The organism is Virgibacillus sp. NKC19-16, assembly GCF_021560035.1.
In the GTDB taxonomy this organism is placed as follows: Bacteria; Bacillota; Bacilli; order Bacillales; family Amphibacillaceae; genus Virgibacillus_L; species Virgibacillus_L salidurans.
Genome location: NZ_CP074373.1, coordinates 2,450,495 through 2,475,721 on the forward strand (window position 1 = coordinate 2,450,495; position 25,227 = coordinate 2,475,721).

Here is a 25,227-nt window from a genome sequence, read left to right on the forward strand (position 1 = left end):
GTCAAGAAAGGATGATCGTACTTGACTAATAAAGCAAACATTAAAATACTTTACACAAGTGATGTTCACGGCAATGCCCTGCCAATTAATTACGGAACAAACGAACAAGCAGACCTTGGTCTAGCAAAATATGCAACCCTCATCAAGAAAACACGTGAGATAAATGACCACGTTATCGTTATTGATAATGGCGATCTTATCCAAGGCACGCCATTTATGACGCATTATGTAAAAAAGCATTCCGGCAAACAAAACCCTATGATTAGCATCATGAACCGAATTGGCATTGATGCTGGTGTAATCGGTAATCATGAATTTAATTTCGGTAAAGGTATTCTGCTGGATGCCATAAAGCAATCAAACTATCCATGGCTGTCCGCTAATTCTCTTGATGAAAAAACTGGTAACCCCTACTTTGGACCACCATATAGCATCAAAACTTTGTCCAATGGAATAAAGGCGGCAATTGTAGGAGTAACAACCCATTATATTCCAAACTGGGAAACGCCTGAGCATATACAGGGTATCCAGTTTGCCGATGCCTGTACAACCTTACAGCATTGGGTAGATGAAATCCGCTTAAAAGAAAAATGCGATCTGCTAATTGCTGCCTATCATGGGGGTTTTGAACGAGATATTGAAACAGGAAAGGTAACGGAAAACTTAACTGGTGAAAATCAGGGGTATGAAATGGCAGAAAAAATAGATGGTATCGACATACTTTTAACTGGCCATCAACATCGTATATTAACTGGAATGATTCGTGATTGTCTTATTATCCAACCTGGAAATAACGCAGAGAACTATGGAAAAGTCGATGTTGAACTGCAACAAGAAGAAAACGGCTGGGTTATTACTAGCAAACAAGCAAGTGTCAAAACGTTAGAAGGAATAGAAGCTGACCCAGTAATACTGAAAAACAATGAGGAATTAGAACAATCTACCCAAAATTGGTTGGACAAGCCGATTGGACATATAGAAGGCGATATGACCATCAAGGATCCACTCCAGGCAAGAATGGAAAAACATCCATTTATCGAATTCATTCAAAAAGTGCAAATGGATATAAGCGGAGCAGATATTTCGGTAACATCGCTATTTAGTAATGACTCACCAGGTTTTTCTTCCACCGTAACAATGCGTGACATTGTTACGAATTATAAATATCCAAATACACTTATTGTGCTTTCGTTAACCGGAAGAGATATAAAACAGGCACTGGAAAGAAGTGCCACCTATTTTGTTCTTGATCCTAAAGGTAATCTTACAGTTAACCCTGATTATATCTCCCCTAAGTCACAACATTATAATTATGATATGTGGGAAGGACTTAACTATACCATTCGTGTCTCCAAACCAAATGGAAACAAAGTGGAAAACATTTCTTATCAGGGAAATTCACTGGACATGGATAAAACTTACCATGTTGTCATGAATAATTACCGTGCAAGCGGAGGCGGGAATTTTGATATGCTTAAAAACAAACCTGTTGTTAAAGAAATTCAGCAGGATATGGTTGAGTTAATTAGCAATTACATACAGAAACATAAAACAATTAAAGCTGCTATAACAAATAATTTTTCTGTCAAAGCTTAAAAACAAAGCGGGTTTCGTACCTGCTTGGTTAAATTGGTTGGTTCTAAATGAAATTGTAAAGTTCCCTCTCTCACAGTATAGTATATTAAAATGGGTCTTCCCCCTCTACTCTAAAATAGAGAGGGAAGACCCAACATTCTCGCCTTAACCTCTAACAAGTTTCGTTCGAATCCGATTGGAGAAAAGTTCAACCATTAAAATCAATACAACTAGACCAATAAGAATCGATCCGACCTCTGTCCATCGATAGGCATTCATGGCAAAAATAAGTGGGGCACCGATACCACCGGCACCTACAAGACCAAGAATGGATGCTTCTCTTAGATTCATGTCAAAACGATAAATAATAATCGAGAGAAACATGGAAAAGAGCTGCGGAGAAATACCATAGCGAATTTTCTCAAAGGTATTGCAGCCAATCGATGTCATGGATTCCAAGATACTAGTATCGAGTTCCTCAATCGCATCAACAAATAACTTGGCAAGCATGCCGATCGATACGAGTGCAATTGTCAACACACCAGCAAATGGACCTGGCCCTGTAACACGAATAAACATTAATCCATAGACAAGAGCAGGAATAGTACGAATCACTATTAATAGAATTTTCGTTAAACCAGCGACAGGCTTCGGTACAATATTGGAAGCAGATAGAAAAGCAAGTGGAATCGCAAGTATCGAACCGATTATCGTACCGAGAAAAGCAATTGCCATGGTTTCAACAAGTAAATACATAACACCTTGTGATGTAAAATTAAACAACAATCCTAGATCAGGATTCAGGATTCCTCCAATAATACCTGTAGCGATCTCCCATCCGCTTTCTTCCATGTTCTCCAAGTTGACCGCAGAAAGCGACCAGATGAATAAAAGCAGAAGGAGTACAGCCACTGTAATGATATAGCGTAAATTTCTGGGTGAAGCATAGAACTGTTTTTCGATTGCATCCATATGATGTATACTCCTTTAGATTAACTTTTCGCGGAAATGCTCGCTGATTTTTTCAATAATAAACACCGTAACGATCAGCATTAGTAAAATCATGCCAACACTGGCGTAATCACGCCAGCCAAGCCCTTCATTCAGTAATAATCCGATACCGCCTGCGCCGACATACCCAAGAATTGCAGCGTATCGAACATTCCCTTCAAAGCAAAATAAGGACGTTGATAAGTAATTAGGCAGGACTTGTGGAAAAATCGCATACCGAAACGCCTGCATCCTTGTCATCCCAGCAGACTCCATGGCCTCAAAAGAACCCATATCTGCATTTTCAATTTGTTCATATAGTAACTTTCCAACGTAAGCAATCGTAAATAGGAAGATCGCAACCGTGCCGGCAAGTGTTCCAAGACCAAAGATAAAAGTTGCTATAAGTGCAGTGACAAGTGTTGGCAATGTCCGTAAAATACTTAGTATGAATTTGCTTATGACAGTAACAGTCTTGTTCATCACATTGGAAGAAGCCAAATAAGCCGCTGGAACAGCAGCAATCGACCCTAGTATCGATCCAAGCAGTGACATCTTGATCGTATCCATAAGTGGCTGCCAGATATGTGCCAGATAATCCCATTTTGGCGGTATCATTTGACCTATGATAACGAAAAATTCATTCCATCTCGTAAGCAGCACATTAATATCAAAATTCGTGAATCGAATCGAGATTATCGTGGCAAATACAAGGAGTGCCAGGATGATTGGTGTACGTGATTTTTTCTCATGAATGACCTTTCCGTTCGACAAAGAAATTTTAGCAGGAGGGAAAATTTTATCATACATAGTACCTCTCCTTTACTTCACTTTGTTCGAATTCTTTCGTTTGGCCCTTGTATATGTGATTGAGGATTTCCTGCGTTACTTCTCCCGATTTCCCGTCATAGACAATCTGCCCTTCCCTGACACCGATAATCCGTTCTGCATATTCGAGTGCCATTTCTACATGGTGAATATTCATGATGAAGGACATATTTGTTTCCTGATTAATTTTTGTAAAATCATCCATCACCTGTCTCGCTGTCACTGGATCAAGTGAAGCAATAGGCTCATCGGCTAAAATGATATCGGGGTTCTGTGCTAACGTTCTTGCCAGTGCAACTCGCTGCTGCTGTCCGCCTGATAATTGATCAACACGAACATAAGCCTTGTCCAGAATCCCAACCTTATCAAGAGCGGTCAATGCTCTGATTTTATGGCCTTTCGAAAATATCCCGCTAACTTTCCGCCAATATGGGAGCTCCGGAACGAACGATACAAGTACATTTTTTAATACGGATGTCCGTGTGACAAGGTTAAAAGATTGAAAAATCATCCCGACACGCTGCCGGAAATTACGTATCTCCTTTCCCTTTAATGAATTCACTTCGACATCGTCAACAATTAATTTCCCTTCAGATATATCATGCATACGGTTGATGCAACGAATTAGTGTAGACTTGCCAGCACCTGAAAGACCGATAATCGCAACAAATTCTCCTTTTCCAATCTTCAGGTTGATATTCTCCAATGCCTTGACATGATTCGGATAAGTTTTTCCAACATCGATAAATTCTATCATCTCTTACTCTCCATTCTATGAAAATGAGAACACCAACAAGCGATGCCCTCATTTCATCAACACAATATTTAAGTCTAATAGTGTAATCTACCTTAGTTCTGGCTTTGAACCATTTCCTGTGCTTTTCTTTCGTTATCATAATCGGATGATTCAGCTTCCTGATACCCTTCATGATTATAGATTGAAATGACTTCTTTTCCTTCTTCTGTCTCAGCAATATTCATAAATGCCTGCTGAATAGCTGATTTCAAGTCCTCATCCATAATTTCTGAGTTCTTGCTGACACTAACCGTATCATTGTAAATCGCAGGTGTAACACCAATTACATTTGTTTCATCCCAGATTGGTGCTTCTCCGCCAAGTTCGGTTTGCCATGTATCTTCATTATCCATTCTTGCATCTGCATAGGTTACCATCACATCAATTTGACCTGATGCAAGCCGTGCAAAAGAACTTCCATAGGAATCGGACTGGACGACGTTCTCAAGGTCTGTAATAGTCTTATCATAGTTTTCATCAAGCCATAAAGCAGGGTAAATATATCCTGCTGGAGAAGAGGAAGACATAACTGCCCACGATGCGCTATTTACATCTTCAAATGTTAATTCCTCTCCATTATTCACTTTTTTCGCTAGTTCCTGCCCTTTTTCTGACGGACCAGCAATGATTAATGCACGATAGCCTGTCACTTGCTCATCAGATGCTTCTGTTGGCTTATTGTCATTCCACTCTTTTGGATCATCGGAATCAACGCTTAATCCAGCACGTGTTGATGTTAAAACAACCTCTGCGCCATCATCATATAATACATATGTACCACCCGGGATTAGCCCAACATCTGTTGTTCCAGCAGAAAGTGCTTCGCCAACTGCCTCATAGTTAGTACCTACTGTGATTTCAACTTCACCTACATCGTATCCCATTGTTGCCAGCTCCTCTTTCAATAACTGTTTCAGAGGTTCTGTGGCAGTTATAATTTCATCCGGATCTCTCGAAGGTACAAATCCGACTGAAAGTGTGTCGATTGATTCATTTACTGTTTCTTCAGACTCAGAGCTCTCCCCTTCTGCTGCTGAGGAGCTTTCTTCAGAGCCACTCTCACAAGCTGCCAATACAGCAATAAATGCACCTATCATTAATAAATATAAGAACTTTTTCATGATTACCTTCCTTTCTCTCTAAATTTTTACAACAAATCTAGTATAAAGAATAAGTATTAACGTAATATAAACTATAAGTTAATTTTGCGTTAATTATATAACCTAACTTTAACTTATATACTGGTTACTATTCCTAGACAACAGCTATAAAGAACGACGAAATGACTTATTCCTGTATAATATAGATTATCCCACACCAAAAAACTGAGCCAATTGACTGACTCAGTTCCTAATGTTGATTCTTTTCCATATGTTATTTTCCTGTATTGTTAAACACAAAATAAAATAGTGGAGGTATATAAGATACGGGTATTGAGAAGATTATTCCTGAATTTGATGTCCATTTTTAAGGGGCATGGAATGCAAAATAATAATGTTGTATATATAAAACATTTTCTTACTCAATTATATGCCCATAAAATCTATGTTTCTTAAACAAACCTCTACTTCAGCACAAAAAGTTCTACTTACTGTTTAGCGTCCTCTTTTTTCCAATTGAAAAAGATTGTATTTAATGAAAATGTGTTTCCAAAAGTGGCAAGAAAGGCACCTATAGCGAGAAAACCTATTGTAAAAATAAAATTGCTTGACATAAAATCTTTCATCGCAGACATTCTATCTTCTTTGCCCATTTTTAAATATGCTCTAACAACCATAAAAGTTGCTACTCCCCACATAATAATGAAAATATCTACACTCAAATACATCCCCCTATCTTACTCCGTTCAATACAGAAATAAACTATTCAACTAACTCGTCCTATTATGTAAGTACGGTTCAAAGCTGCATACTTCATTAATTTAATTGTTACCGTTAGAATATTTGTATTTATTTTAACATAAATATTCGAAATACCCTGTTAGTAAGTGAAATTAATTAAGACTATATTTTATTTTAATAAATTTTGCCATCATGGCCGAGAGTTGGCGTTAAACTTTTTCACTTTAACGTAATGGATGAAAGTACATGACAGGATCAAAGCAGAATATTCTAAAATGAAAGTAGTGACTTTTAGATGGAAAATGGGAAGCCGCTTATATATGGGAAGGTAGCATAAACAAGGATGCATAAAAAGGGATTTAGAAGACCTTGTGTTCCAATTTCTTCAAATGATAAAGAATTGCTACTTTTTATCCAAAAATTATCAGGTGGCAGTATTTTGAGTAAAAAGAATTATAATCCTGTTAAATACAAGGATTCATATACACTTTATATTTAAAAAAAGAGAGAGGTCTTTAAAATTTTAGAAGAGATACGCTTTTATTTAGGAATTGTACAGAAAAAAGGGCGTGCTACATGGATCCTAGATAAATATGATTCAGAGACTCCTAGAAATGGAAAGTATAGTGACATTATGTTTCACAATAAAATATCCTTTGAAGAGCGCTTTTTTAAATTGTAACCAACGTTTATCTAAGTTAACAAACACAAAAAAACCACCAACATTATGTATTGGTGGAGACGGTGGGACATGCTCTTCCATGCTTTCGACATGGCACTGACTATATCTTGAACCTGATGTATTCAGGCTCTTCGGCGTCTTATGCGAAATATATATTTACCCTATCCGGGCAGCATTTCGCATCCTAGTACTACCAAAATTGGCAGCCTATAAGTCGATACATGGCTGTTGGATTTCTCCACATACCACTCGGCATTGCCCTATTGCTATAAATGGACTTTAACACTTTAACGTAGTGGGGGACAGACCTCTCACATAAGCAACTTAGGTTTCACCGATAAAGCCGAATTTTCACTTTTGTATTACTACAAAAGGCGACTAATTACTAATCGAACCCACGTCCAGAGATATCGCCACTCAGGCTTCTACACGCATAGTTGGTATATTATGATTCGCTGACACTAAAGCCTACCAACAGGCTTTGAAGAGCAGCTAGTCTGATTAATTTCTACTATCATCCTCAGACGGTGGATGATAGCAAGAGCCCGCTTCATTTGAGACCCTTCAATCTGCCACACGGGCGATGGCAGGAAGGATCGCTTTAGTCAGCTTATGCAGCTGCTAAAGCTGGTGAATTGTTTTCTTTGCCAGTTATATTTAGGCGAGTAACGTTTTACGAGCCGTAACCTCGACGCGCAACCTGAGCTCAATCTATCCCTGTCGAATCCGTAACGTCCCCATTTAAAGAGGCGCTCAGATTTATATTGAGCATATTCATTTATTTATTTTTATCAACTACAGATCTTATTATATCATAAATTGCATTGAAGTCAAGGGGCTGTGGCTGTTAGTCCAGCGGTCGCAGTAGCCTGTTCCGCGGCTAGAACGCTTTGTTCAGCGCTCATAGCTATCTGTCCCGCGACCAGAGCTTTTCGTCCAGCGCTCATAGCTATCTGTTCCGCGACCAGAGCGTTTCATCCAGCGCACGTAGCTATCTGTCCCGCGACCAGAGCGTTTCATCCAGCGCACGCAGCTATCTGTTCCGCGACCAGAGCTTTTCGTCCAGAGCTCACAATCACACACTAAGAACTTATCCCTGCATGTGCTCTTTTACAGCCCGATCTGCATCTCGCTTCATCTGTTTCCGCTTCAAATCTTCACGCTTATCGTATTTCTTCTTCCCTTTTCCAAGTCCAATTAACACCTTTGCAACGCCATTTTTAATATAAATTTTCAGTGGAACGAGTGCATATCCCTGCTGCTGCGTTAGTCCGATTAATTTATCAATTTCCTTACGATGCAATAGCAATTTCCTTGTACGTGTAGGGTCATGATTGTAACGATTACCCTGCTCGTATTCTGCAATATGCAAGTTAATGAGTTTTACTTCTCCACGGTCGATCCTTGCATGGGAATCCTTTATGTTCACTCTTCCTGCACGAATCGATTTTATTTCCGTTCCCTGCAGGACAATTCCTGCTTCATAGGTTTCTTCAATGGAGAAATCATGGGACGCTCTTCTGTTTTTTGCAATTGTATTACCGTTTCCTTTTGGCATGGTGTTTCCTCCTACTGCTCCGATGCGTAAATTTAATTCTACCAAATATGGACTGTGATTCCAAGACCAAAGCGCCCACGCGTCATTATAGCAGCAATAAACTTAACGCCATTACAGCCATCCCACTTATCACGCCATAGATTGAAATATGGGATTCATCGTATTTTTTCGCAGCAGGTAATAACTGATCCAATGAAATAAACACCATAATCCCTGCCACCATCGCAAATATTATACCAAACATAACGCCATTTAAAAACGGCATAAGAATTAAAAACGCTAGCAGTGCACCGGCGGGTTCGGCCAATCCGGACAGAAACGATAATTTAAATGCCCGTTTTTTGTCATTCGTTGCATAATAAATTGGTACAGACACCGCAATTCCTTCAGGTATGTTATGAATTGCTACCGCAAATGCAATGGCAAAGCCTAAAGCGGGATCCTGCAATGTTGACATAAATGTCGCGATCCCCTCTGGAAAATTATGAATTCCGATCGCTAAGGCTGTGAATACACCCATTTTCAGTAATTCTGGGTTGTTGATAGCTGCTCCGGGTCTATCCATATCTTCAATTTTCTTTACCTCATGAGGGTTGGAATGCTTCGGAATAAATCGGTCAATTAGCGCAATTAAAGCCATCCCAGCGAAGAAAGATATGACCGTCAGCCAGGCTCCTGTCTGTTCTCCTAGATCAGCAATCAAAGCATCCTGCGCTTTAAAAAATATATCAATCATCGAGACATAAATCATCACACCTGCAGATAATCCTAGGGCAAATGATAAAAATTTCGTATTCGTTGTTTTTGTAAAAAATGCCAGCAAGCTCCCAATCCCTGTAGCAAGCCCGGCCATTAGCGTAAATAAAAACGCCAGTAAAACATCACTCACAATATCAATCCTCCTTTTTAGGAAGCACGAGGAGGTTCCTTTGCTTCCTTTTTTATTGATACGAAGCAAGTGGACCGTCCCCATGCTTCTTTTTGACACTACACTATTATGTAGTATAAGCAACAATTATTTACACGTCAACAATAATGTTTACTCACTCCAACTTTTTATATAATTTAATTATATGCACGCTTTTATGTAGATGTTCACGAACATTAAAAAAGGATGAGCCAGAACGAAAATTCTGCTCATCCTCCCTTATATTATCTTTTTTTCTTCTTCCGATTTTTGGTGGCTGTTGGCTTGTCTTTTTTCTTGCGCTGCTTCGGTTTTTCAGCTTGAACCAGTTCAAAGTCAACGGTGCGCTCATCGGTGTTAACACTTGCTACTTTTATCTCAACTTCGTCACCAATACGATAAACATTGGCTGTTCGCTCACCAATTAGTGCAAGGCTTTTCTCATCATAATGATAGTAATCATCTGTTAGATAGCTGACATGGATAAGTCCTTCAACGGTATTTTCCAGCTCTACAAACATACCAAAGTTTGTAACGGAACTGATAACACCTGTGAATTCCTCTCCAATTTTATCCTGCATATACTCCGCTTTTTTCAAATCATCTGTCTCACGTTCGGCATCCACAGCTGAACGTTCTTTTTCCGATGTGTGTCTTGCAATTTCCGGCAGACTTTCCTTCCAATAGCGAATTGTATCCTTATCCATTTGTTTATTGATTAAATAGGTTCTAATCAATCGATGGACGATTAAATCAGGGTATCTTCGGATTGGTGATGTGAAATGTGTATAGAATTCAGTAGCTAAACCAAAATGACCGATACTTTGCGGATCATATTTCGCCTGCTTCATTGCACGCAGCATGAGCTTAGATACAATCATTTCTTCCGGTTCACCTTGCACTTCTTCAATTACTTTTTGCAAGGCTTGTGGGTGAACCTCGTTAGCTGTACCTTTAACGGAAAGCCCGAGACTTCCCAGGAATTCGAAAAAGCTCTGTAACTTACTTTCGTCAGGGTCTTCATGGATTCGGTGGATAAATGGTACATCCATCCAATGAAAATGTTCGGCTACGGTTTCATTTGCTGCTAACATAAATTCCTCAATTAAACGCTCCCCAACAGAACGTTCTCGTATTACAACATCTTCTGCCTTTCCTTTTTCATCCACCAGGACTTGGGCTTCTTTAAAATCAAAGTCGATAGCACCCCGGCCCATACGTTTACCACGTAGGATCGATGCTAACTTTTCCATTTGTTCAAACATCGGTACTAAGGATTTATAGTTGTCCCTTGTTTCCTCGTCCTGGTCAGCTAAAATTTTATTTACATCCGTATACGTCATCCGTTCGCTCGTCTTTATCACACTTTGGAAAATTTCATGATTAACGACTTCCCCACTTGATGTAATTTCCATCTCACAGCCCAGGGTTAAACGATCCACCTGGGGGTTTAAGGAACAAATTCCATTGGAAAGCCGATGTGGAATCATCGGAATTACCCTGTCTACTAAATATACGCTTGTCCCACGTTCGAACGCTTCTTTATCCATTGATGTGTTCTGTTCTACATAATACGTGACGTCAGCTATGTATACACCAAGCTTGTAATTGCCATTATCAAGTTTTTTTACCATAACCGCATCATCAAGGTCTTTTGCATCCGCACCGTCGATGGTAACAATGACTTCATCACGCAGGTCGCGACGGTTTTGGATCTCGTCTTCAGAAATGCTCTCCGGTGCATGTGCAGCCTGATCTAGAACTTCATCAGGGAAATCTACTGTTATACCATGTGTATGGATAATCGAAATAATATCAATACCCGGATCATTTTTATGTCCAAGAATATGAATGATTTCGCCTTCCGCACTCTTACGTCCCTCCGGATATTTCGTAATATGGGCAATCACTTTATGCCCGCTCACTGCACCATTCGTCATGCTTTTTGGGATAAAAATATCATTTGGAATACGTTTATCGTCCGCTATCACAAAACCAAACGCGCGATTATCCTCAAACGTGCCGACAACTTGCAAGGTAGCACGTTCCAGAATGCGTATCACACTTCCTTCCGGGCGTTTGTCACTGTCGTCTTTCCTTTCCAAACGAACGAGTACTTTATCCTTGTTCATGGCTGATCCAAGATCGGCAGGGTTAATATAGACATCTGTCTGATCTTCGTCATCTGGAATTAAGAAAGCGAATCCCTTCGCATGCATTTGAATTCGTCCGCGTATAAGGTTCATCTTCTCTGGGAGACCGAATCGATTTTTCCGTGTGCGAACAAGTTCTCCTTCTTCCTCCAGTGCATTCAATGCTTTAACAAATTCCTTAAAATCTAACGAATCATCAATTTCCAATGCTTCTTCGATTTCATCAACTGCCAATGGTTTTGTACCTGATTCTTTAAAAAATGTAAGGATATCATCTTTCATTTGCTCACCTTCTTTGCTTAATTATAATTTCCTATCTTCTATTCTTCCCAATCTAGGGATTCTAGAAACTGATAAATGTCTTCAAACAGCTGATCCTTTTCCTTATCCAATGTAATCACATGCCCGGATTCCTCATACCATTTCATATCTTTCTCATCTGCCTCAACATTTTCATAAATATATGTGGCACTATCTGTGTTAATCATCTGGTCTTTCCTCGCCTGCACTACATAGGTCGGTGTATAAATCGTATCAACATTCGCTCGCACTTCATCAATAAATGCTGCGAGCCCTTCAAAAACAGCTGTTGAATTTTCCATTACATCCGATACTTCCTGCTCTATTTCTTCTTCGTCTTTTCCTTCCAGCTGCTTATATTCTTTGGAAAAGCTTTTAAACCCTTTTGTTAACTGCGTTTCATTATCAAAAAACATCGGGGTACACATTGGAATGATTGCTTTTGTCTTCTCGGAATAAGCAATTTTCAATCCTAAGACCCCTCCAAGTGAGAGACCTGCCACCGCTATTTCTTTGTAACCCAGATCCTGCAAATGTTTATAAGCATCTCTGACATCTTCCCACCATTCATCCGGATTTGTTTGGATTAATTCCTCCGGTGGGAGCCCATGGCCACGATAAATTGGCGCATGACTTGTATAGCCTTTCTTTTCAAGAAACCTTCCAAGCATTCGAACATCCGCAGAATGACCTGTAAATCCATGCAGAAGCAATACTGCACGCGGTCCTGCTTCAAATGTAAAAGGTTCTGGTTGTTTTACCTTCACGATAACGACACTCCTTAACATTAACCTATTAGTTACTATACCCTTTTTCCATGATTATACAACATATCCCTAAAGTAAAAACCCTTACCACGTTTTGTGATAAGGGCTGGAAAACACCTACTGTATGATATATGCACTTAGAAATGCCAATACGAAAAACAGTACACCTGTAACAATCGTTCCACGGTGGAGGAAGTAATCCATTCCCCGTGCTTTTTGTTTCCCAAATAACTGTTCTGCCCCTCCGGATATTGCTCCAGAAAGCCCTGAACTTTGACCTGATTGTAATAAAACCAATATAACCATAATTATTGCATCAATTACGAGTAGCACATTTATGACAGTAGCCATTTTACACGGACACCTCCTATACGGACAAATACCTGTTTTTACTTTAGCATAATACCCAATTATATAGCAAGATAATTTTTTTCAAATTGGACGTTTCGTCTTTTTCATTTTATCATATTACTAGAAGATAACACTAGATTGGATGGTCAGCATGGAAAAAGAGTTTTGGCTAACGATGGAAGATAATGTTGAAGTTTATGTGAAAAAGTGGTATTCATCAATTGAAAAACCAAAGGCAATTGTGCAGCTTTCCCATGGAATGGTAGAACATATCAACCGCTATAATGCATTTGCCGAATACCTTGTTGCACGTAACATTTTCGTTTATGGAAACGATCACCGCGGGCATGGTAAGACGGGAGATGGACAGGGATTATTCGGGTATTTTGCAGCAGAAGATGGTTTTGCAAAAACAGCGGCAGATTTACGTATCATAACCGATCAGATTAAACAGGATCATCCGAACACACCCGTGTTTCTATTTGGACACAGTATGGGATCTTTTTTAGCAAGGGATTACATCCAGCAAAGTAGCCATATTATTAACGGCGTCATTCTTTCCGGAACAGGCTATTATCCAACATTAATCTCCAAAACAGGACAGCAAATAGCAGCAATGATGCCACCAAAAGAAGAATCCAGATTCATGAATTCACTCGTCTTTGGCTTCAACAATAAAAAGATTCCTGACAAAAGGACAAGCATCGACTGGTTGAGCACGGACGAAGAAGTTGTGGAAGATTATATGAATGACCCTTACAGCGGCTTTATTCCAACAGGGAGGTTTTTCTACGATCTAACGACAGGTTTGCTTGGAATTCATAACCGGAAACGGAATCAAGCAATTAAAAAAGACATCCCCATGTTGCTAATCAGCGGGGACGCAGATCCAATTGGAGACTATACGAAGGGCATTTGGAAAACGGCACGTCTTTATGAAAAAGCAGGTCTTGAAGCCATAATGGTCATGCTATTTACAGACGGTCGACATGAAATTTTGCATGAACCGAATAAAGAGGAAGTGTATACAACCATTTACGATTGGATTCAAAATCACATGTAAAGAAGGATTGCTTGCTTACATTGATGTAACACTATAAAATAAAGTGGAGAACATTTTTAGCATAGAAAGGTCGGGCTACTATCATGACAAAAACAATCCAAGGAATCGCAGCATCGCCAGGCATTGCCATCGCAAAAGCCTATCACCTAACAGCACCGGATTTAACGTTTGAAAAAAGAACGATCAAGAATCCAAATGAAGAAAAAGAACGATTAGATAAAGCATTGGAAATTTCCAAGCAAGATCTTGAAAAAATTAAAGCACATACGAAAAAGGAAATGGGCGACGAGCATGCAGAAATTTTCTCTGCACATTTGCTTGTACTAGGTGACCCGGAACTTATCAATCCGATGAAAGATAAAATAGATGCAGATAACGTCATGGCGGAGGTCGCGTTAGAAGAAACAGCGAATATGTTTATCGATATGTTTAAAAACATGGAGAATGAATATATGCGTGAGCGCGCCGCAGACATTCAGGATGTTACCAAACGTGTTTTGGCACATTTAATAGGAGCAACTTTTCCGGATCCGGCGTTAATTGATGAAGAAGTTATCGTTATTGCTAATGACTTAACCCCTTCCGATACTGCACAATTAAATCGTCAATTCGTAAAAGGGTTTGCAACAGATATTGGCGGGCGTACATCCCACTCAGCTATCATGGCCCGTTCACTTGAAATCCCGGCAATCGTAGGCTCAAAGGAGATTACCGATTCTGTTTCCCAAAACGACATGATCATTGTTGATGGAAACGACGGGTTTGTACTTGTTAACCCAACAGATAAGGAACTTGAAACATACCGCAAGAAACAGGAAACATTCGAAAGACAAAAAGAAGAGTGGGCGAAGTTAAAGGATGAACCTACTTTCTCCGAGGACGGGGAACAGGTTGAACTAGCAGCTAATATTGGTACACCAGAAGACGTCGCGAGCGTTCTAGGTAACGGTGGCGAAGGAATCGGACTGTACCGTACAGAGTTTTTATACATGGGTAAATCACAGCTTCCTACAGAAGATGAACAATATGATGCTTATAAATCTGTACTCGAACAAATGGATGGGAAACCTGTAGTTGTTCGTACATTGGATATTGGTGGAGATAAAGAACTGAGTTATTTAGATTTACCAAAAGAGCTGAACCCATTCTTAGGCTTCCGCGCCATTCGCTTCTGCCTGGAAAATGAAAATGTGTTCAGACCTCAATTACGAGCATTACTGCGCGGGAGTGCACATGGAAACTTAAAAATTATGTTCCCGATGATCGCAACATTGGAAGAATTTCGCCAAGCTAAAGCCATTCTAATGGATGAAAAAGAAAATCTGAAGCGTGAAGGTGTCGAAGTCTCCGATAATATTGAAGTTGGCATCATGGTTGAAATCCCATCAACCGCAGTAATTGCCAAGCAATTTGCTAAAGAGGTCGATTTCTTCAGCATCGGAACAAATGATTTAATTCAATATACCATGGCAGCAGACCGTATGAATGAAAAGGTTTCCTATTTATACCAGCCATATCATCCAGCAATATTGAACCTTGTAAACAATGTGATCGAAGCAGCACATAGTGAAAATAAATGGGTTGGTATGTGTGGAGAAATGGCAGGAGACCCAATCGCAATCCCAATTTTACTCGGGCTAGGATTGGATGAGTTCAGTATGAGCGCAACCTCCATTTTACCAGCACGTACACAGATAAGTGGACTATCAAAAGAGAAATTGGTTTCATATAAAGAGAAGCTATTATCGATGGGAACCGCAGAAGAAGTCATGGAATTTGTTAAAGAGAAAACGAAATAAAGTTGGAGGAGCGCTCGGGCCTTTTGGTCTGGGCGCGGTGGTAGATTATTATTACTATTTTCTGCAATTCAATTTTAAAAATAATTAGAATAAATAACAACAACGCTCAAGATACGGTGTTCACCCATCTTGAGCGTTTATTTTATACCTTTTGTACAACGGTTATTTTACGAATTAACAGATAACTAACAAGGTACAATACGATACCAATAAGAAAGAGGGTAGCAAAAGTTAACATGGATGCATCAGGTAAGATGCTTGCAAATGCGTCAATCAACCAACCGTCAAAAAGGCCATATAAAGATACGACAACAAATACGCTTAAGAAAATTAATCCACCCAGTAACCCGGATTGATAAAAAATTAATCCAACTAAGAATAATAAAGCCATCAGGAAAAACATGAAGAATGTATCAATAATCGTTCGTGTTAACCAAGTATCGGTCAAAATCATTGCCGGATGTGAAAAGATATAGTTTGTAACACCGAATACATGATGCAATCCTTCGAAAATCAATTGTAAAGTATTACCTGCTACTGCCATAAATAAAGAATAACCTAAGAAGAAATATATATAGCTAAGAAAGATATTTTTCCGAATAGATCCCATTTTTAATCCAAATGGAACATCCTTTTTAACAGTTTGGAAAGCTATAATACAGACATTCGTATACGTTGCAAAAGGAAAAGCCCAATAAAATTGAGTACCTTCTACATCCATAAGAAAATACGCTATTATACTCGTTGCCAATGTTATTGCAATAAGAATCGTCCAAAAGATTTTTGAATAATGCTTTTGTTCTAGTGTGTAATAAAATAATAGCCCTTTAACTTGATTATTCATACGTTATGCTCCCTTCTTTTCCGTTAAATGGATCATCAATTCTTGAATTGGCACGCCTTCTACTTGCAATCCAGCTGCATTCGCTTCTCCTTTTGTACCATAGGCATAGACAAAAGAATTTCCAGCCAGATCCTTTCTTTCAATCACTTCTTTGTCCTGTAGAAATGCATCAACCTTTTCCGTTGGCCCAGATACGGCTACTGTTTGTTCTCTTAATACTTCTGAGGATTCTTGTAAAACAACAGAACCTTCTTGTAAGATGATTACGCCCTCAAACATTAAGCTAACCTCATCAATTAAATGTGTCGAGAAGATAATTGTTCGTGGATACTCCTGATAATCTTCTAGTAACAATTCATAAAATCGTTTTCGTGATGGTGCATCCATCCCGATATACGGCTCGTCAAAGACCGTAATTGGTGCTCTACTCGCTAAGCCAACCGTAATACCTAAAGCGGATTCCATCCCTTTTGATAACATTTTTATCTTCAATTGCCTCGTTAAGTTAAACTCTTTTAATAAGTCTTCTGCGAGTGTTTGCTCCCAATTCGGGTAAAAGTAGGAAAAAATCGTTAACACGTCTTTGATCTTTAACTCTTTAGGAAAATTATTCGCTTCCTTAATTAAACAAATGGATTCCGTTAATTCTTGGTTGTCGAATGGATTTTCCCCATTAATTTTTATATTTCCACTTGATGCTAAAATTTGCCCACTGAGTATATCCATGAACGTTGTTTTGCCAGCACCATTTCTTCCAAGCAGACCATAAATTTTATTCTCTTCAAGCGTAAACGAAACATGATTCAATGCATACTTTTCTCCGTACGTCTTACTTAAATTATTCACTTCAATCTTCATTTTGTTTGTCCTCCCTTTGCAACATTTCCATAAGTTCATCTTCATTCATTCGAAGCTTTTTTGCTTCCTCCTTTAGTGGATGCATGTAATTGTCATAAAATGTCTGCTTGCGCTTCTCAATAACAATCTCCTTAGCCGCTTCGGTTACAAACATGCCTACTCCTCTCCTTTTCACCAATATCCCCTCTGCCACCAATTCATTAATTCCTTTACCAGCAGTAGCAGGATTAATTTGATAAAAGGCAGCAAATTCATTTGTGGAAGGTACCCGATCACCAACCTTATATGACTGATCCATGATCGAGTCTTCTATTTGATCTTTAATCTGTATAAAGATCGGTTTGCTTTCATCTAGTATTTTTTTCATTTTAGTTCATTCCCTAATTGGTTAATTACTTATTTAACTAACTATATAGCATTGATATGTAAAAGTCAAACTAATTTTTTTAAATTGGAAGATAACAATTAGCGGGGTCTGTCCCTCAGTACGTTAACGCGTTAATATACTGAGGCATCCCTTAATTGTGAATGAAGTTTGAAATCAATTAAAAATCCATTTTGAAATAGATCAAAATGGATTCCTCATCACAGGATTTAATTTTTAAAGTGGCCATTTCCTAAAATTATTTTACAGTGTCCGATTCTTAAATAATTTTCAATTTTATATTTCCCTTCTATATCTCAAAGAAATATAGTCTTCTCCTTCAACGTTACCATAGGCCTCTTTTTCACCCATAAAACGGAATCCTTTTACTTCATAAAAAGGAATACCTTTAACATTGCCTTTTAGAACGGACACCCATTGCTCGCTCGCCCCTTTATTACGTTGGACATCTGTTAAGTGATTTAAAAGTTCGGTACCTATCCCTTCCCTACGTCGTTCGGGGTCTAAGTATAGAACATAGACTTCACTTTTAGTCTCATCTATCATACCTCCGCCAATCGCACCCACAACGATCCCATCATCAAGTGCTACGAAATAACCATCCCAACCCTCCGCTTCCTCCAATTCACGCCTAATACGATCATGATTATAGAATATTTTATCATTCCTTTTCATACTTTCTGTACTTTTGATGATCCCTCCAATTGTGTCCCGTCTTCCCTCTATGCATACTCTGGAAATGCCTTCCACATGTTTTGGCAATCCTCTTCTAACTTCTATCATGCTGCTCCCTCCATTTGTCTTTTCAGCGAAAAAAATTTCTATCTTTTCTATGACAATGGCTGAACTACCCAAATTCGATAACCGTCCGGATCAGCTATGACAGCTTCTGTAACTCCCCACTCGCGATCAACAGGTTCCTGGACAATTTCTTCGCCGACATTTTTGATGGACTCAACGGCCGCAACAACATCTTCCGTCATTAACTCAAAAACAATCCCTTTCTCCACCGGTTCAGGTTCATCAATAATATGTAGCATAATGCTGATTTCATCTTCACCCTGTCCAACGGAAAAATAAGCCATCCCGTTTTCCACGAAATCCTCAGTCAAATGTAATACATTTTTATAAAAATCGATTGACCTGTTCAAATCTTTTACCGGAATGATAATCGTATTGATTTTTTCAATTTTAAAATTAGCCATCATTACTTCTCCCCTTATTTTAAAAATGTCTCCAATACATCCATCATCTTTTTAATTTCTTCATTGTTGATCGAAAAATACTTTGTGTTTCCTACTCTTCGAATGGATACGAGTCCTGATTTGTTTAATTGGTTCAGATGACGTGATATCGTACTTTGCTTCATGTCCAATTTCGTTACAATTTGCTGTGCAAACATTTCTCTGTTTTCAGCCAATAGGCCAATGATTTGCAGTCGTGTTTGGTCTCCCATCCCCTCGAATGCTGGTGAAATGGCCGTGAAATCCGGAGCGTTTGTTTGTTTTTCCGCAGTATCTCCTAAAGGGTCAAACATAACGTATATATGTTGATCAACATTGAAAAAAATCAGCAGTCGGTCTAAATTAATGACAGGTAAAAACGTCATGGTTTCTGCCCGCCTTAAATTATCCAATTCATTCGTATCAGGGAATAAGCCGGTCACCTCCAGAAGTGCCTCTTCGTTTGTCCGGTACAGCTTGGATAGATGTTGATTATTTTTTTGTTGCCATTCAGCCAACCATTTATTTTCCTTTTCCCAAAGCTCTTTAAAACCGTAATTCCAAAAGCCTTCTATTAATCGGATCATTCTTTCCTTAATCGATGCTAAATCACCATATGAAGTCTGGATTTCCTCTACATTTCCAACGGACCAGCTTTCCAAAACAGCTTTTATGGCTCTACTTCGATTTACAGGCTCTTTTAATTCTTCCTCTTCCAAATTGACATGCTCCATCGTTTTTTCGACCAAAGGATTACGAGGCAGAAACTGATAATAATAGTCCATGGTCTCCCTGATTCCATAAATGAGAAGATCCAACACTTGCGCCTCAGACATTTCTTTCCACCAGCTGATAAACTGCTCCCAACCCTCATCCAAATTATCATGATTTTTAATGTAATATTCCCGAAGAATAACACCGTGAGCAAAAACTGTTCTTAGTACCTGCAAATCCTCTTTAATATTTTTTGGCAGTAGGTTGGAAAAATCCCTTAACCACTCCGACGAATGGGCAGAGCTATTCAAAAAGTAATCAGTCAGCTGAATATTGGAAAGAAGATTCGCGCCCAATGATTGCTCTATATTTATTTTTGGCGATGGATAGGTAGGTATGAAAAAATCCCTTTTCATGATAGTACACCTCCTTATATGCATATATTCAATATTTGCATGTTAATTATTTTACTAAAATCCATCGTAATTTTCAAGTGAATTTTTTTAGTACTGAACTTGTAACGCTTACTTTGCTGTAAATACAAAGGAACCCATTTTGAAATTAATCAAAATGGGTTCCCTTCAAACTATGGAGATTCGATTTCTATTGCCATATTTTTTTCTTTTCCGATAAACATTTTTCTCTTATCTTTAATACCATCGATCTTAACAACAGATTCTTGTTCATTAACTTCAAATATTATTGTTCTGGAGATATTTTAGTCCCTGCTCCTGATTGCTCCGCCCGTTCTTTAGGTGACCCGCTGAACGGTGTATTGCCACGGCAGTAAATGGTACTCGCTAAAACGGATTTTATCTCCATCTCTGATAAAACTTCTATAACCCTCTGGACTACTTTATTATCGTGGTTACGACCATCCGAACAGGCAATTAGACCAACCGTTTTACCCGCCAATTTTTCCAAACTTAACATCTTCTTCATTCGTAATATTTATAAGTTACTACACTCCAGTGAAAGACGTTTGCATTCTATTAGTGGATAAAACCGTTAATCTACCAATGTTCGGATTAAAAAATTGCTCAAATAGGTACCTAACCTACTTTGAGCAATTTTTTACAGAGTGGATGTTATTAAGCAACACTTCTACATGCTTCTGCACATTTAAAGCAGGCATCAGCACATTTCTGACAGTGATCATGAGGATGTTTTTTACATTCATTCCCACAAGCTTCACAAATAGTAGCACATACAGAAGCTAATTCAGAAACAAAGGATGTTCCTCTTGAAATTGCTTGTTCTAAATAAGCACAAATATCAGCGCATTCTCTATCTAACCGAATGCAGTCGGCCATCATTTTAACATCGTCCTCTTTTAAACATGCATCATAACAGTGATTACATGCTGTCATACATTCATGTAACGTTTGTAATAGTTGTTGATGTTGCTCATGCGCCATTCATAAAACCTCCATTTTAGTTGATATGTTAACTACATATGTATAGTTTCCTACTATATAAAAATATAAACGGAAAAAATAAATTCCTATAAAAAAATGTACAAAATGGACGGGGTGCCTATTTGTTAAAGTGCATTGTTTACAACTTCTTCTTTTACATGTTTTTAAAGATTTCAAGGTTAAGCTTAAACACTAAAATAAGACTCTATTGCGTTTTTCATTTGACTAACGAGTGCTGTCACCTCTACGTCGAGTCCTTCCCACTTATCAACATACTCTCCCAGGTAAGCTTTTCTGGCTAAGTCGAGCAAAGTTGCATGTTCTTTAGATAATCGAGGTATAGCCCATTCTGCAGCCACATTTTTTGGAGATATTTCACCAACAGCTACTGTCTGCCACATTCGAGCTAGTGTTAAAATTACGTTACGTTCGTCACCCTTCATATCCTCAATTAATTCTGGTAAAGACTCCACAATCGCTGTTCGAATATCTGTCACCGGCACAGGGTCAAGTAGATCTGAAGCATGGGGGCCAAAAAGAGAAACACTATCCTTTCTTACTTGTACCATTACGATAGCTAAATCAGGGTCATAAGTTGGCTCTGGGGTTTTTCCTTCCTTAAAGACATCCCTGAGCCATTCCCCGTAGATAAATTCATTTTTCGGCGGATATCTCCAGGGTACAACATCTTCATAGTTTACAATCGTCATTTCAAGTGGTCGTATAGAATCTGTATTTCCAATCTTTCCGGATATAAGCATCAGCCTATCTGTTAGCGCCCTTCGAGTGATTTCAGATAAACCACGGTCTACAATTACTAGGACATCTACATCACTATTAATGCGCAAGCCACCTTTTACTGCAGAACCAAATAGATATACCCCTAATACTGTTTCGCCCAGCAACTCGTTTACAATTTTTAATGATTGAATCGCTTGCTTCGGTATTTTTTCGTTATTCAGATCGCTCATCAACTACGAACTCCTCAAATCAATATCTTCCTTGAATTTTAACATATATTATCGCTATACAGCGCTATAAGCTAGAAAGATGCAATTCTTATCCCAGAAGCTTTTTGGTAGATAACAGGTTTTAATGGCGCAAAATAGAATTTTTCAGTAATATAAGACATAGGGCAGTAAGTGATAAAAGCCAGCTTCCAGCAGAGGGGATAGGGATTGTAGAAGATATCAATTACTAGGGGTATCGCTATAAACGAAGGTGATCACAATGAAAAATATCAAAAGAATTCTTTTGATTCTTATTGGGCTTATATCTTTTGGTATCGGCGTTGCGGGAACGATACTCCCTGTTCTGCCCGGGGGACCATTTTACTTAGTTGCAGCTTTTTGTTTTACGAAAAGTTCTGAGCGGCTTGATAATTGGTTCAAAAGCACCGAAGTATATGACAAATATGTGGAAGGATTCCGCCAGAAAAGAGGCATGAGACGCAAAGAGAAAATACGCATTAATCTGATTGCTGATTTCTTTATTGTGTTTTCGATATTTATTGTTGATATTCTTTTTGTGCAAATAGTTCTTGTATTGCTTGGTCTTTATAAGCATTATTATTTCATTAAGAAAATCAAAACAATTAAGCTGGAAGAGAATGAATAATCTAAGAAGGAAGGGATTATTCATTCTCCTCCGGCCATTGTTCGTGAAAATTCCGGTCAGGTTGTATACTTCCAAGCCACTTTTAGTCCGGCATGATTCCTATAGCTAAATAATATTTACTAGAAGGATTTCAGGCTAGATTTTACAACATTTAACACGGTTCTACCTCTCGATCGATGCCTATTATCCGCTCAGATTCATCGTGTGGGATGTAACATTCAGAAATTGCATGCTATTCTATTATTATTTCGAGCTTTTCCTCTATCGCTGTCCGCCCTTTGTCATGGGACACTTTTTTCGGATAACCAATTTGCATAACCGCTGCAATTTTCATCGTTTCATTCAACCCAATCTCACTTGCAAATTCAGGATCATGCATATATGGCGTGATTGTCCACAGCATACCGACACCATATTCCCATGCAGCTAACTGCGCATTTTGGATAAATGCACTTATCGAAGCGTAATCCTCTTCATAACGCACAGGATTATCATCTTTTTCAAAGTAAATGACTGCATGGTGTGGTATTTGAAGTAGAAAGTTTTTCATGGAATCTATCATTTTTAATGTTTTCACGGACTCATCCGTTTTTATCATGCCAATACGTTGATAGCTTGATATAATCGCATTAACAAACGCGTACCTCCCCTTTTCCTGATACAGTTTTATATTCCAAGGTTCTTTCATATAATGGGTTGGTGCATAGGAACCATATGTAAAAATTTCTTTTAAAATAGTTGCGTCCACTTCTTGTTCTTTAAATGTATGAATGGATCTGCGCGCTTTAATTGTTTTTAATATATCGATGATAATCACCTCTTTCCTAGATTAGCATATTTGTGGCCCGGGAAAAAGGTTATCGTTGGTTGGTGTAGAGTTGTTACTATTTATCAGCGTTTATGCCTTGTTTATCGGCGCTCCCGATGCCTTTATCAGCGCTCTGCACAATTTATCATCGCCTATTGTTCGGGTCTCACGTGAGCAGGCTCGAGGGTTGCTGCTGTTTCCTGACTCTGGTGCACTCTCTCCCGGTTTGACCCCCTTCTCTCCCGGTTTCGGTGCATTGCCTCCCGTTTCAAAACCGCGCTCTCCCGATTTCGATGCGCTTTCTCCCGTTTTGAATTCCTTCTCTCCCGATTTTGCTCCTTCCTCTACCGGTTTGCAGTTGCATTCACCAGCACCACCCACCAAAACCACAAAAAAAGAGACAGATCACTCTGCCTCTCTAATGTCACTCACTATAAATTTACTTCTTCAAATTATAAAATGCATCCATTCCAGCGTATTCACCCATACCAGCTAATTCATCTTCAATGCGCAACAGCTGGTTGTATTTCGCAACACGGTCTGTGCGTGATGGTGCGCCTGTTTTGATTTGGCCTGCGTTTGTTGCTACTGCAATGTCAGCGATGGTTGCATCTTCTGTTTCACCGGAGCGGTGGGAGATGACTGCTGTGTAGCCTGCGCGTTTTGCCATTTCAATTGCCTCGAATGTTTCGGTAAGCGTACCGATTTGGTTCACTTTAACGAGGATCGAATTACCGACACCTTGCTCGATACCTTGTGCGAGTTTTACTGTGTTTGTAACAAATAAGTCGTCACCGACAAGTTGCACGCGGTCACCAAGGCGGTCTGTTAACAATTTAAAGCCTTCCCAGTCATTTTCATCCAATCCGTCTTCCATGGAAATAATTGGGTACTTGTTAACCATATCTTCGTACCAGTCAACCATTTCAGCTGATGTACGAACAACACCTTCCCCTTTTAGATTGTATTTGCCATCTTCATATATTTCAGATGCAGCGACATCCATTGCCAGCTTAACTTCTACTCCAGGTTTGTAGCCGGCCGCTTCGATCGCTTCCACGATAGTTTGCAACGCTTCTTCGTTAGAGCCTAAGCTTGGTGCGAATCCACCTTCGTCACCAACACCTGTATTGTAGCCTTTTGATTTCAAGACTTTTTTCAAGGAATGGAAAATTTCCGCACCTGTACGGAGTGCTTCTTGGAATGTAGAAGCTGCTACAGGCATGATCATGAATTCCTGGATATCCACATTATTATCAGCATGCTCCCCACCATTTAAGATGTTCATCATTGGTGTTGGCAGTGTTTTTGCATTAAATCCGCCTAAATAGTTATATAATGGCAACTCAAGGAAGCTTGAAGCCGCATGTGCTACTGCCATAGAGACACCTAAAATAGCATTTGCACCTAGATTTCCTTTATTTTCTGTACCATCAAGCTCCAGCAAAAGGCTATCAATGACATTTTGCCTCGTAACATCCAGTCCGACTAATTCAGGTGCAATAATTTCATTGACATTAGCCACCGCATTTAATACACCTTTACCTAAATAGCGCTGTTCATCACCATCACGTAATTCTACTGCTTCATATTCGCCAGTGGACGCTCCACTTGGAACCAATGCTGCTCCGAATGCTCCTGATTCTGTGAAAATTTCTACCTCTACGGTTGGGTTGCCGCGGGAATCTAATACCTCGCGTGCATAAACATCTGTAATATATGGCATGATACTCTCTCCTTTTATTATAAA

General features: G+C 39.0%; 27 protein-coding genes and 1 other RNA gene. 5 read left to right on the forward strand and 23 right to left on the reverse strand.

All coding sequences use genetic code 11. The features are described 5' to 3' along the window. Positions 1-21: 21 nt before the first annotated feature. A complete protein-coding gene (locus tag KFZ58_RS12635; RefSeq protein WP_235791659.1) occupies positions 22-1,596 on the forward strand; it encodes a bifunctional metallophosphatase/5'-nucleotidase in 1,575 nt (524 codons plus the stop codon). Between the two features lie 144 nt (positions 1,597-1,740). Here the strand turns inward: KFZ58_RS12635 and phnE (KFZ58_RS12640) are convergent, their stop codons facing one another. From phnE (KFZ58_RS12640) to secG, 12 genes are all read right to left on the reverse strand, one after another. Continuing rightward, complete coding sequence (gene phnE, locus KFZ58_RS12640; RefSeq protein ID WP_235791660.1) at positions 1,741-2,547, reverse strand: phosphonate ABC transporter, permease protein PhnE; 807 nt, start codon at positions 2,545-2,547, stop codon at positions 1,741-1,743. A 15-nt stretch (positions 2,548-2,562) separates the two neighbouring features. Beyond that, complete coding sequence (gene phnE / locus KFZ58_RS12645) at positions 2,563-3,375, reverse strand: phosphonate ABC transporter, permease protein PhnE (protein ID WP_235791661.1); 813 nt, start codon at positions 3,373-3,375, stop codon at positions 2,563-2,565. After that, positions 3,368-4,150: a phosphonate ABC transporter ATP-binding protein gene (phnC, locus tag KFZ58_RS12650; protein WP_235791662.1), complete on the reverse strand. Its 783-nt coding sequence runs from the start codon at positions 4,148-4,150 to the stop codon at positions 3,368-3,370. The genes phnE (KFZ58_RS12645) and phnC overlap by 8 nt, the downstream gene beginning before the upstream one ends. A gap of 92 nt (positions 4,151-4,242) precedes the next feature. Next, on the reverse strand, positions 4,243-5,310 hold the full coding sequence (locus tag KFZ58_RS12655; protein ID WP_235791663.1) for a phosphate/phosphite/phosphonate ABC transporter substrate-binding protein: 1,068 nt from the start codon (positions 5,308-5,310) through the stop codon (positions 4,243-4,245). Between the two features lie 467 nt (positions 5,311-5,777). Then, complete coding sequence (locus KFZ58_RS12660; protein ID WP_235791664.1) at positions 5,778-6,011, reverse strand: hypothetical protein; 234 nt, start codon at positions 6,009-6,011, stop codon at positions 5,778-5,780. A gap of 1,087 nt (positions 6,012-7,098) precedes the next feature. After that, positions 7,099-7,443: a transfer-messenger RNA gene (ssrA, locus tag KFZ58_RS12665) on the reverse strand. A gap of 163 nt (positions 7,444-7,606) precedes the next feature. Further along, complete coding sequence (locus KFZ58_RS19195; protein WP_255694837.1) at positions 7,607-7,732, reverse strand: hypothetical protein; 126 nt, start codon at positions 7,730-7,732, stop codon at positions 7,607-7,609. Positions 7,733-7,802: 70 nt separating this feature from the next. Further along, positions 7,803-8,270, reverse strand: a complete 468-nt coding sequence (gene smpB, locus KFZ58_RS12670; protein WP_235791665.1) for an SsrA-binding protein SmpB — start codon at positions 8,268-8,270, stop codon at positions 7,803-7,805. Positions 8,271-8,355: 85 nt separating this feature from the next. Continuing rightward, positions 8,356-9,159: a zinc transporter ZupT gene (gene zupT, locus KFZ58_RS12675; RefSeq protein WP_370642275.1), complete on the reverse strand. Its 804-nt coding sequence runs from the start codon at positions 9,157-9,159 to the stop codon at positions 8,356-8,358. 263 nt (positions 9,160-9,422) lie between these two features. After that, entirely contained in the window at positions 9,423-11,612 is a 2,190-nt protein-coding gene (rnr, locus tag KFZ58_RS12680) for a ribonuclease R (protein ID WP_235791666.1), read from the reverse strand. A gap of 38 nt (positions 11,613-11,650) precedes the next feature. Further along, positions 11,651-12,397 carry an alpha/beta hydrolase gene (locus KFZ58_RS12685; RefSeq protein ID WP_235791667.1) on the reverse strand — a complete coding sequence of 249 codons (747 nt, stop codon included), beginning with the start codon at positions 12,395-12,397 and terminating at the stop codon, positions 11,651-11,653. A 117-nt stretch (positions 12,398-12,514) separates the two neighbouring features. Continuing rightward, entirely contained in the window at positions 12,515-12,748 is a 234-nt protein-coding gene (gene secG / locus KFZ58_RS12690) for a preprotein translocase subunit SecG (RefSeq protein WP_235791668.1), read from the reverse strand. A 151-nt stretch (positions 12,749-12,899) separates the two neighbouring features. Here secG and KFZ58_RS12695 point away from each other — a divergent pair, with 151 nt between their 5' ends. Next, a complete protein-coding gene (locus KFZ58_RS12695; RefSeq protein ID WP_235791669.1) occupies positions 12,900-13,811 on the forward strand; it encodes an alpha/beta hydrolase in 912 nt (303 codons plus the stop codon). A gap of 83 nt (positions 13,812-13,894) precedes the next feature. Then, the gene (gene ptsP, locus KFZ58_RS12700; protein WP_235791670.1) at positions 13,895-15,610 is read left to right on the forward strand and encodes a phosphoenolpyruvate--protein phosphotransferase; all 1,716 of its coding nucleotides are present in this window, start codon (positions 13,895-13,897) and stop codon (positions 15,608-15,610) included. Between the two features lie 142 nt (positions 15,611-15,752). Here the strand turns inward: ptsP and KFZ58_RS12705 are convergent, their stop codons facing one another. The 9 genes from KFZ58_RS12705 to ant(9) all read right to left on the reverse strand — a co-directional run bounded on the left by KFZ58_RS12705 (position 15,753) and on the right by ant(9) (position 22,023). After that, a complete protein-coding gene (locus KFZ58_RS12705) occupies positions 15,753-16,454 on the reverse strand; it encodes a hypothetical protein (protein ID WP_235791671.1) in 702 nt (233 codons plus the stop codon). A 3-nt stretch (positions 16,455-16,457) separates the two neighbouring features. Further along, positions 16,458-17,312 carry an ABC transporter ATP-binding protein gene (locus KFZ58_RS12710; RefSeq protein WP_235791672.1) on the reverse strand — a complete coding sequence of 285 codons (855 nt, stop codon included), beginning with the start codon at positions 17,310-17,312 and terminating at the stop codon, positions 16,458-16,460. Beyond that, positions 17,302-17,679, reverse strand: a complete 378-nt coding sequence (locus KFZ58_RS12715; protein WP_235791673.1) for a GntR family transcriptional regulator — start codon at positions 17,677-17,679, stop codon at positions 17,302-17,304. Before KFZ58_RS12715 ends, KFZ58_RS12710 begins: the two co-directional genes overlap by 11 nt. Positions 17,680-17,973: 294 nt before the next feature. Next, positions 17,974-18,480, reverse strand: a complete 507-nt coding sequence (locus KFZ58_RS12720; RefSeq protein ID WP_235791674.1) for a GNAT family N-acetyltransferase — start codon at positions 18,478-18,480, stop codon at positions 17,974-17,976. A gap of 47 nt (positions 18,481-18,527) precedes the next feature. Next, positions 18,528-18,902, reverse strand: coding sequence for a VOC family protein (locus tag KFZ58_RS12725; RefSeq protein WP_235791675.1), 375 nt, complete (start codon positions 18,900-18,902; stop codon positions 18,528-18,530). A gap of 14 nt (positions 18,903-18,916) precedes the next feature. Beyond that, positions 18,917-20,050, reverse strand: a complete 1,134-nt coding sequence (locus tag KFZ58_RS12730; RefSeq protein WP_235791676.1) for an ArsR/SmtB family transcription factor — start codon at positions 20,048-20,050, stop codon at positions 18,917-18,919. A 283-nt stretch (positions 20,051-20,333) separates the two neighbouring features. Next, positions 20,334-20,576, reverse strand: coding sequence for a hypothetical protein (locus KFZ58_RS12735; protein ID WP_235791677.1), 243 nt, complete (start codon positions 20,574-20,576; stop codon positions 20,334-20,336). A gap of 149 nt (positions 20,577-20,725) precedes the next feature. Then, positions 20,726-21,052, reverse strand: coding sequence for a four-helix bundle copper-binding protein (locus tag KFZ58_RS12740; protein WP_235791678.1), 327 nt, complete (start codon positions 21,050-21,052; stop codon positions 20,726-20,728). Positions 21,053-21,237: 185 nt separating this feature from the next. After that, on the reverse strand, positions 21,238-22,023 hold the full coding sequence (gene ant(9), locus KFZ58_RS12745) for an aminoglycoside nucleotidyltransferase ANT(9) (protein WP_235791679.1): 786 nt from the start codon (positions 22,021-22,023) through the stop codon (positions 21,238-21,240). A 259-nt stretch (positions 22,024-22,282) separates the two neighbouring features. Between ant(9) and KFZ58_RS12750 the strand changes: the two genes are divergently transcribed. Next, a complete protein-coding gene (locus KFZ58_RS12750; RefSeq protein ID WP_235791680.1) occupies positions 22,283-22,669 on the forward strand; it encodes a YbaN family protein in 387 nt (128 codons plus the stop codon). 232 nt (positions 22,670-22,901) lie between these two features. Here the strand turns inward: KFZ58_RS12750 and KFZ58_RS12755 are convergent, their stop codons facing one another. Continuing rightward, entirely contained in the window at positions 22,902-23,486 is a 585-nt protein-coding gene (locus tag KFZ58_RS12755) for a nitroreductase family protein (RefSeq protein WP_235791681.1), read from the reverse strand. Between the two features lie 46 nt (positions 23,487-23,532). On the opposite strand from KFZ58_RS12755, the gene KFZ58_RS12760 reads away from it, so the two are divergent. Then, entirely contained in the window at positions 23,533-23,973 is a 441-nt protein-coding gene (locus KFZ58_RS12760; protein ID WP_235791682.1) for a hypothetical protein, read from the forward strand. On the opposite strand, the gene eno is transcribed toward KFZ58_RS12760, so the two are convergent. Next, a complete protein-coding gene (gene eno, locus KFZ58_RS12765) occupies positions 23,917-25,203 on the reverse strand; it encodes a phosphopyruvate hydratase (RefSeq protein WP_235791683.1) in 1,287 nt (428 codons plus the stop codon). The genes KFZ58_RS12760 and eno overlap by 57 nt on opposite strands. Positions 25,204-25,227: the final 24 nt, after the last annotated feature.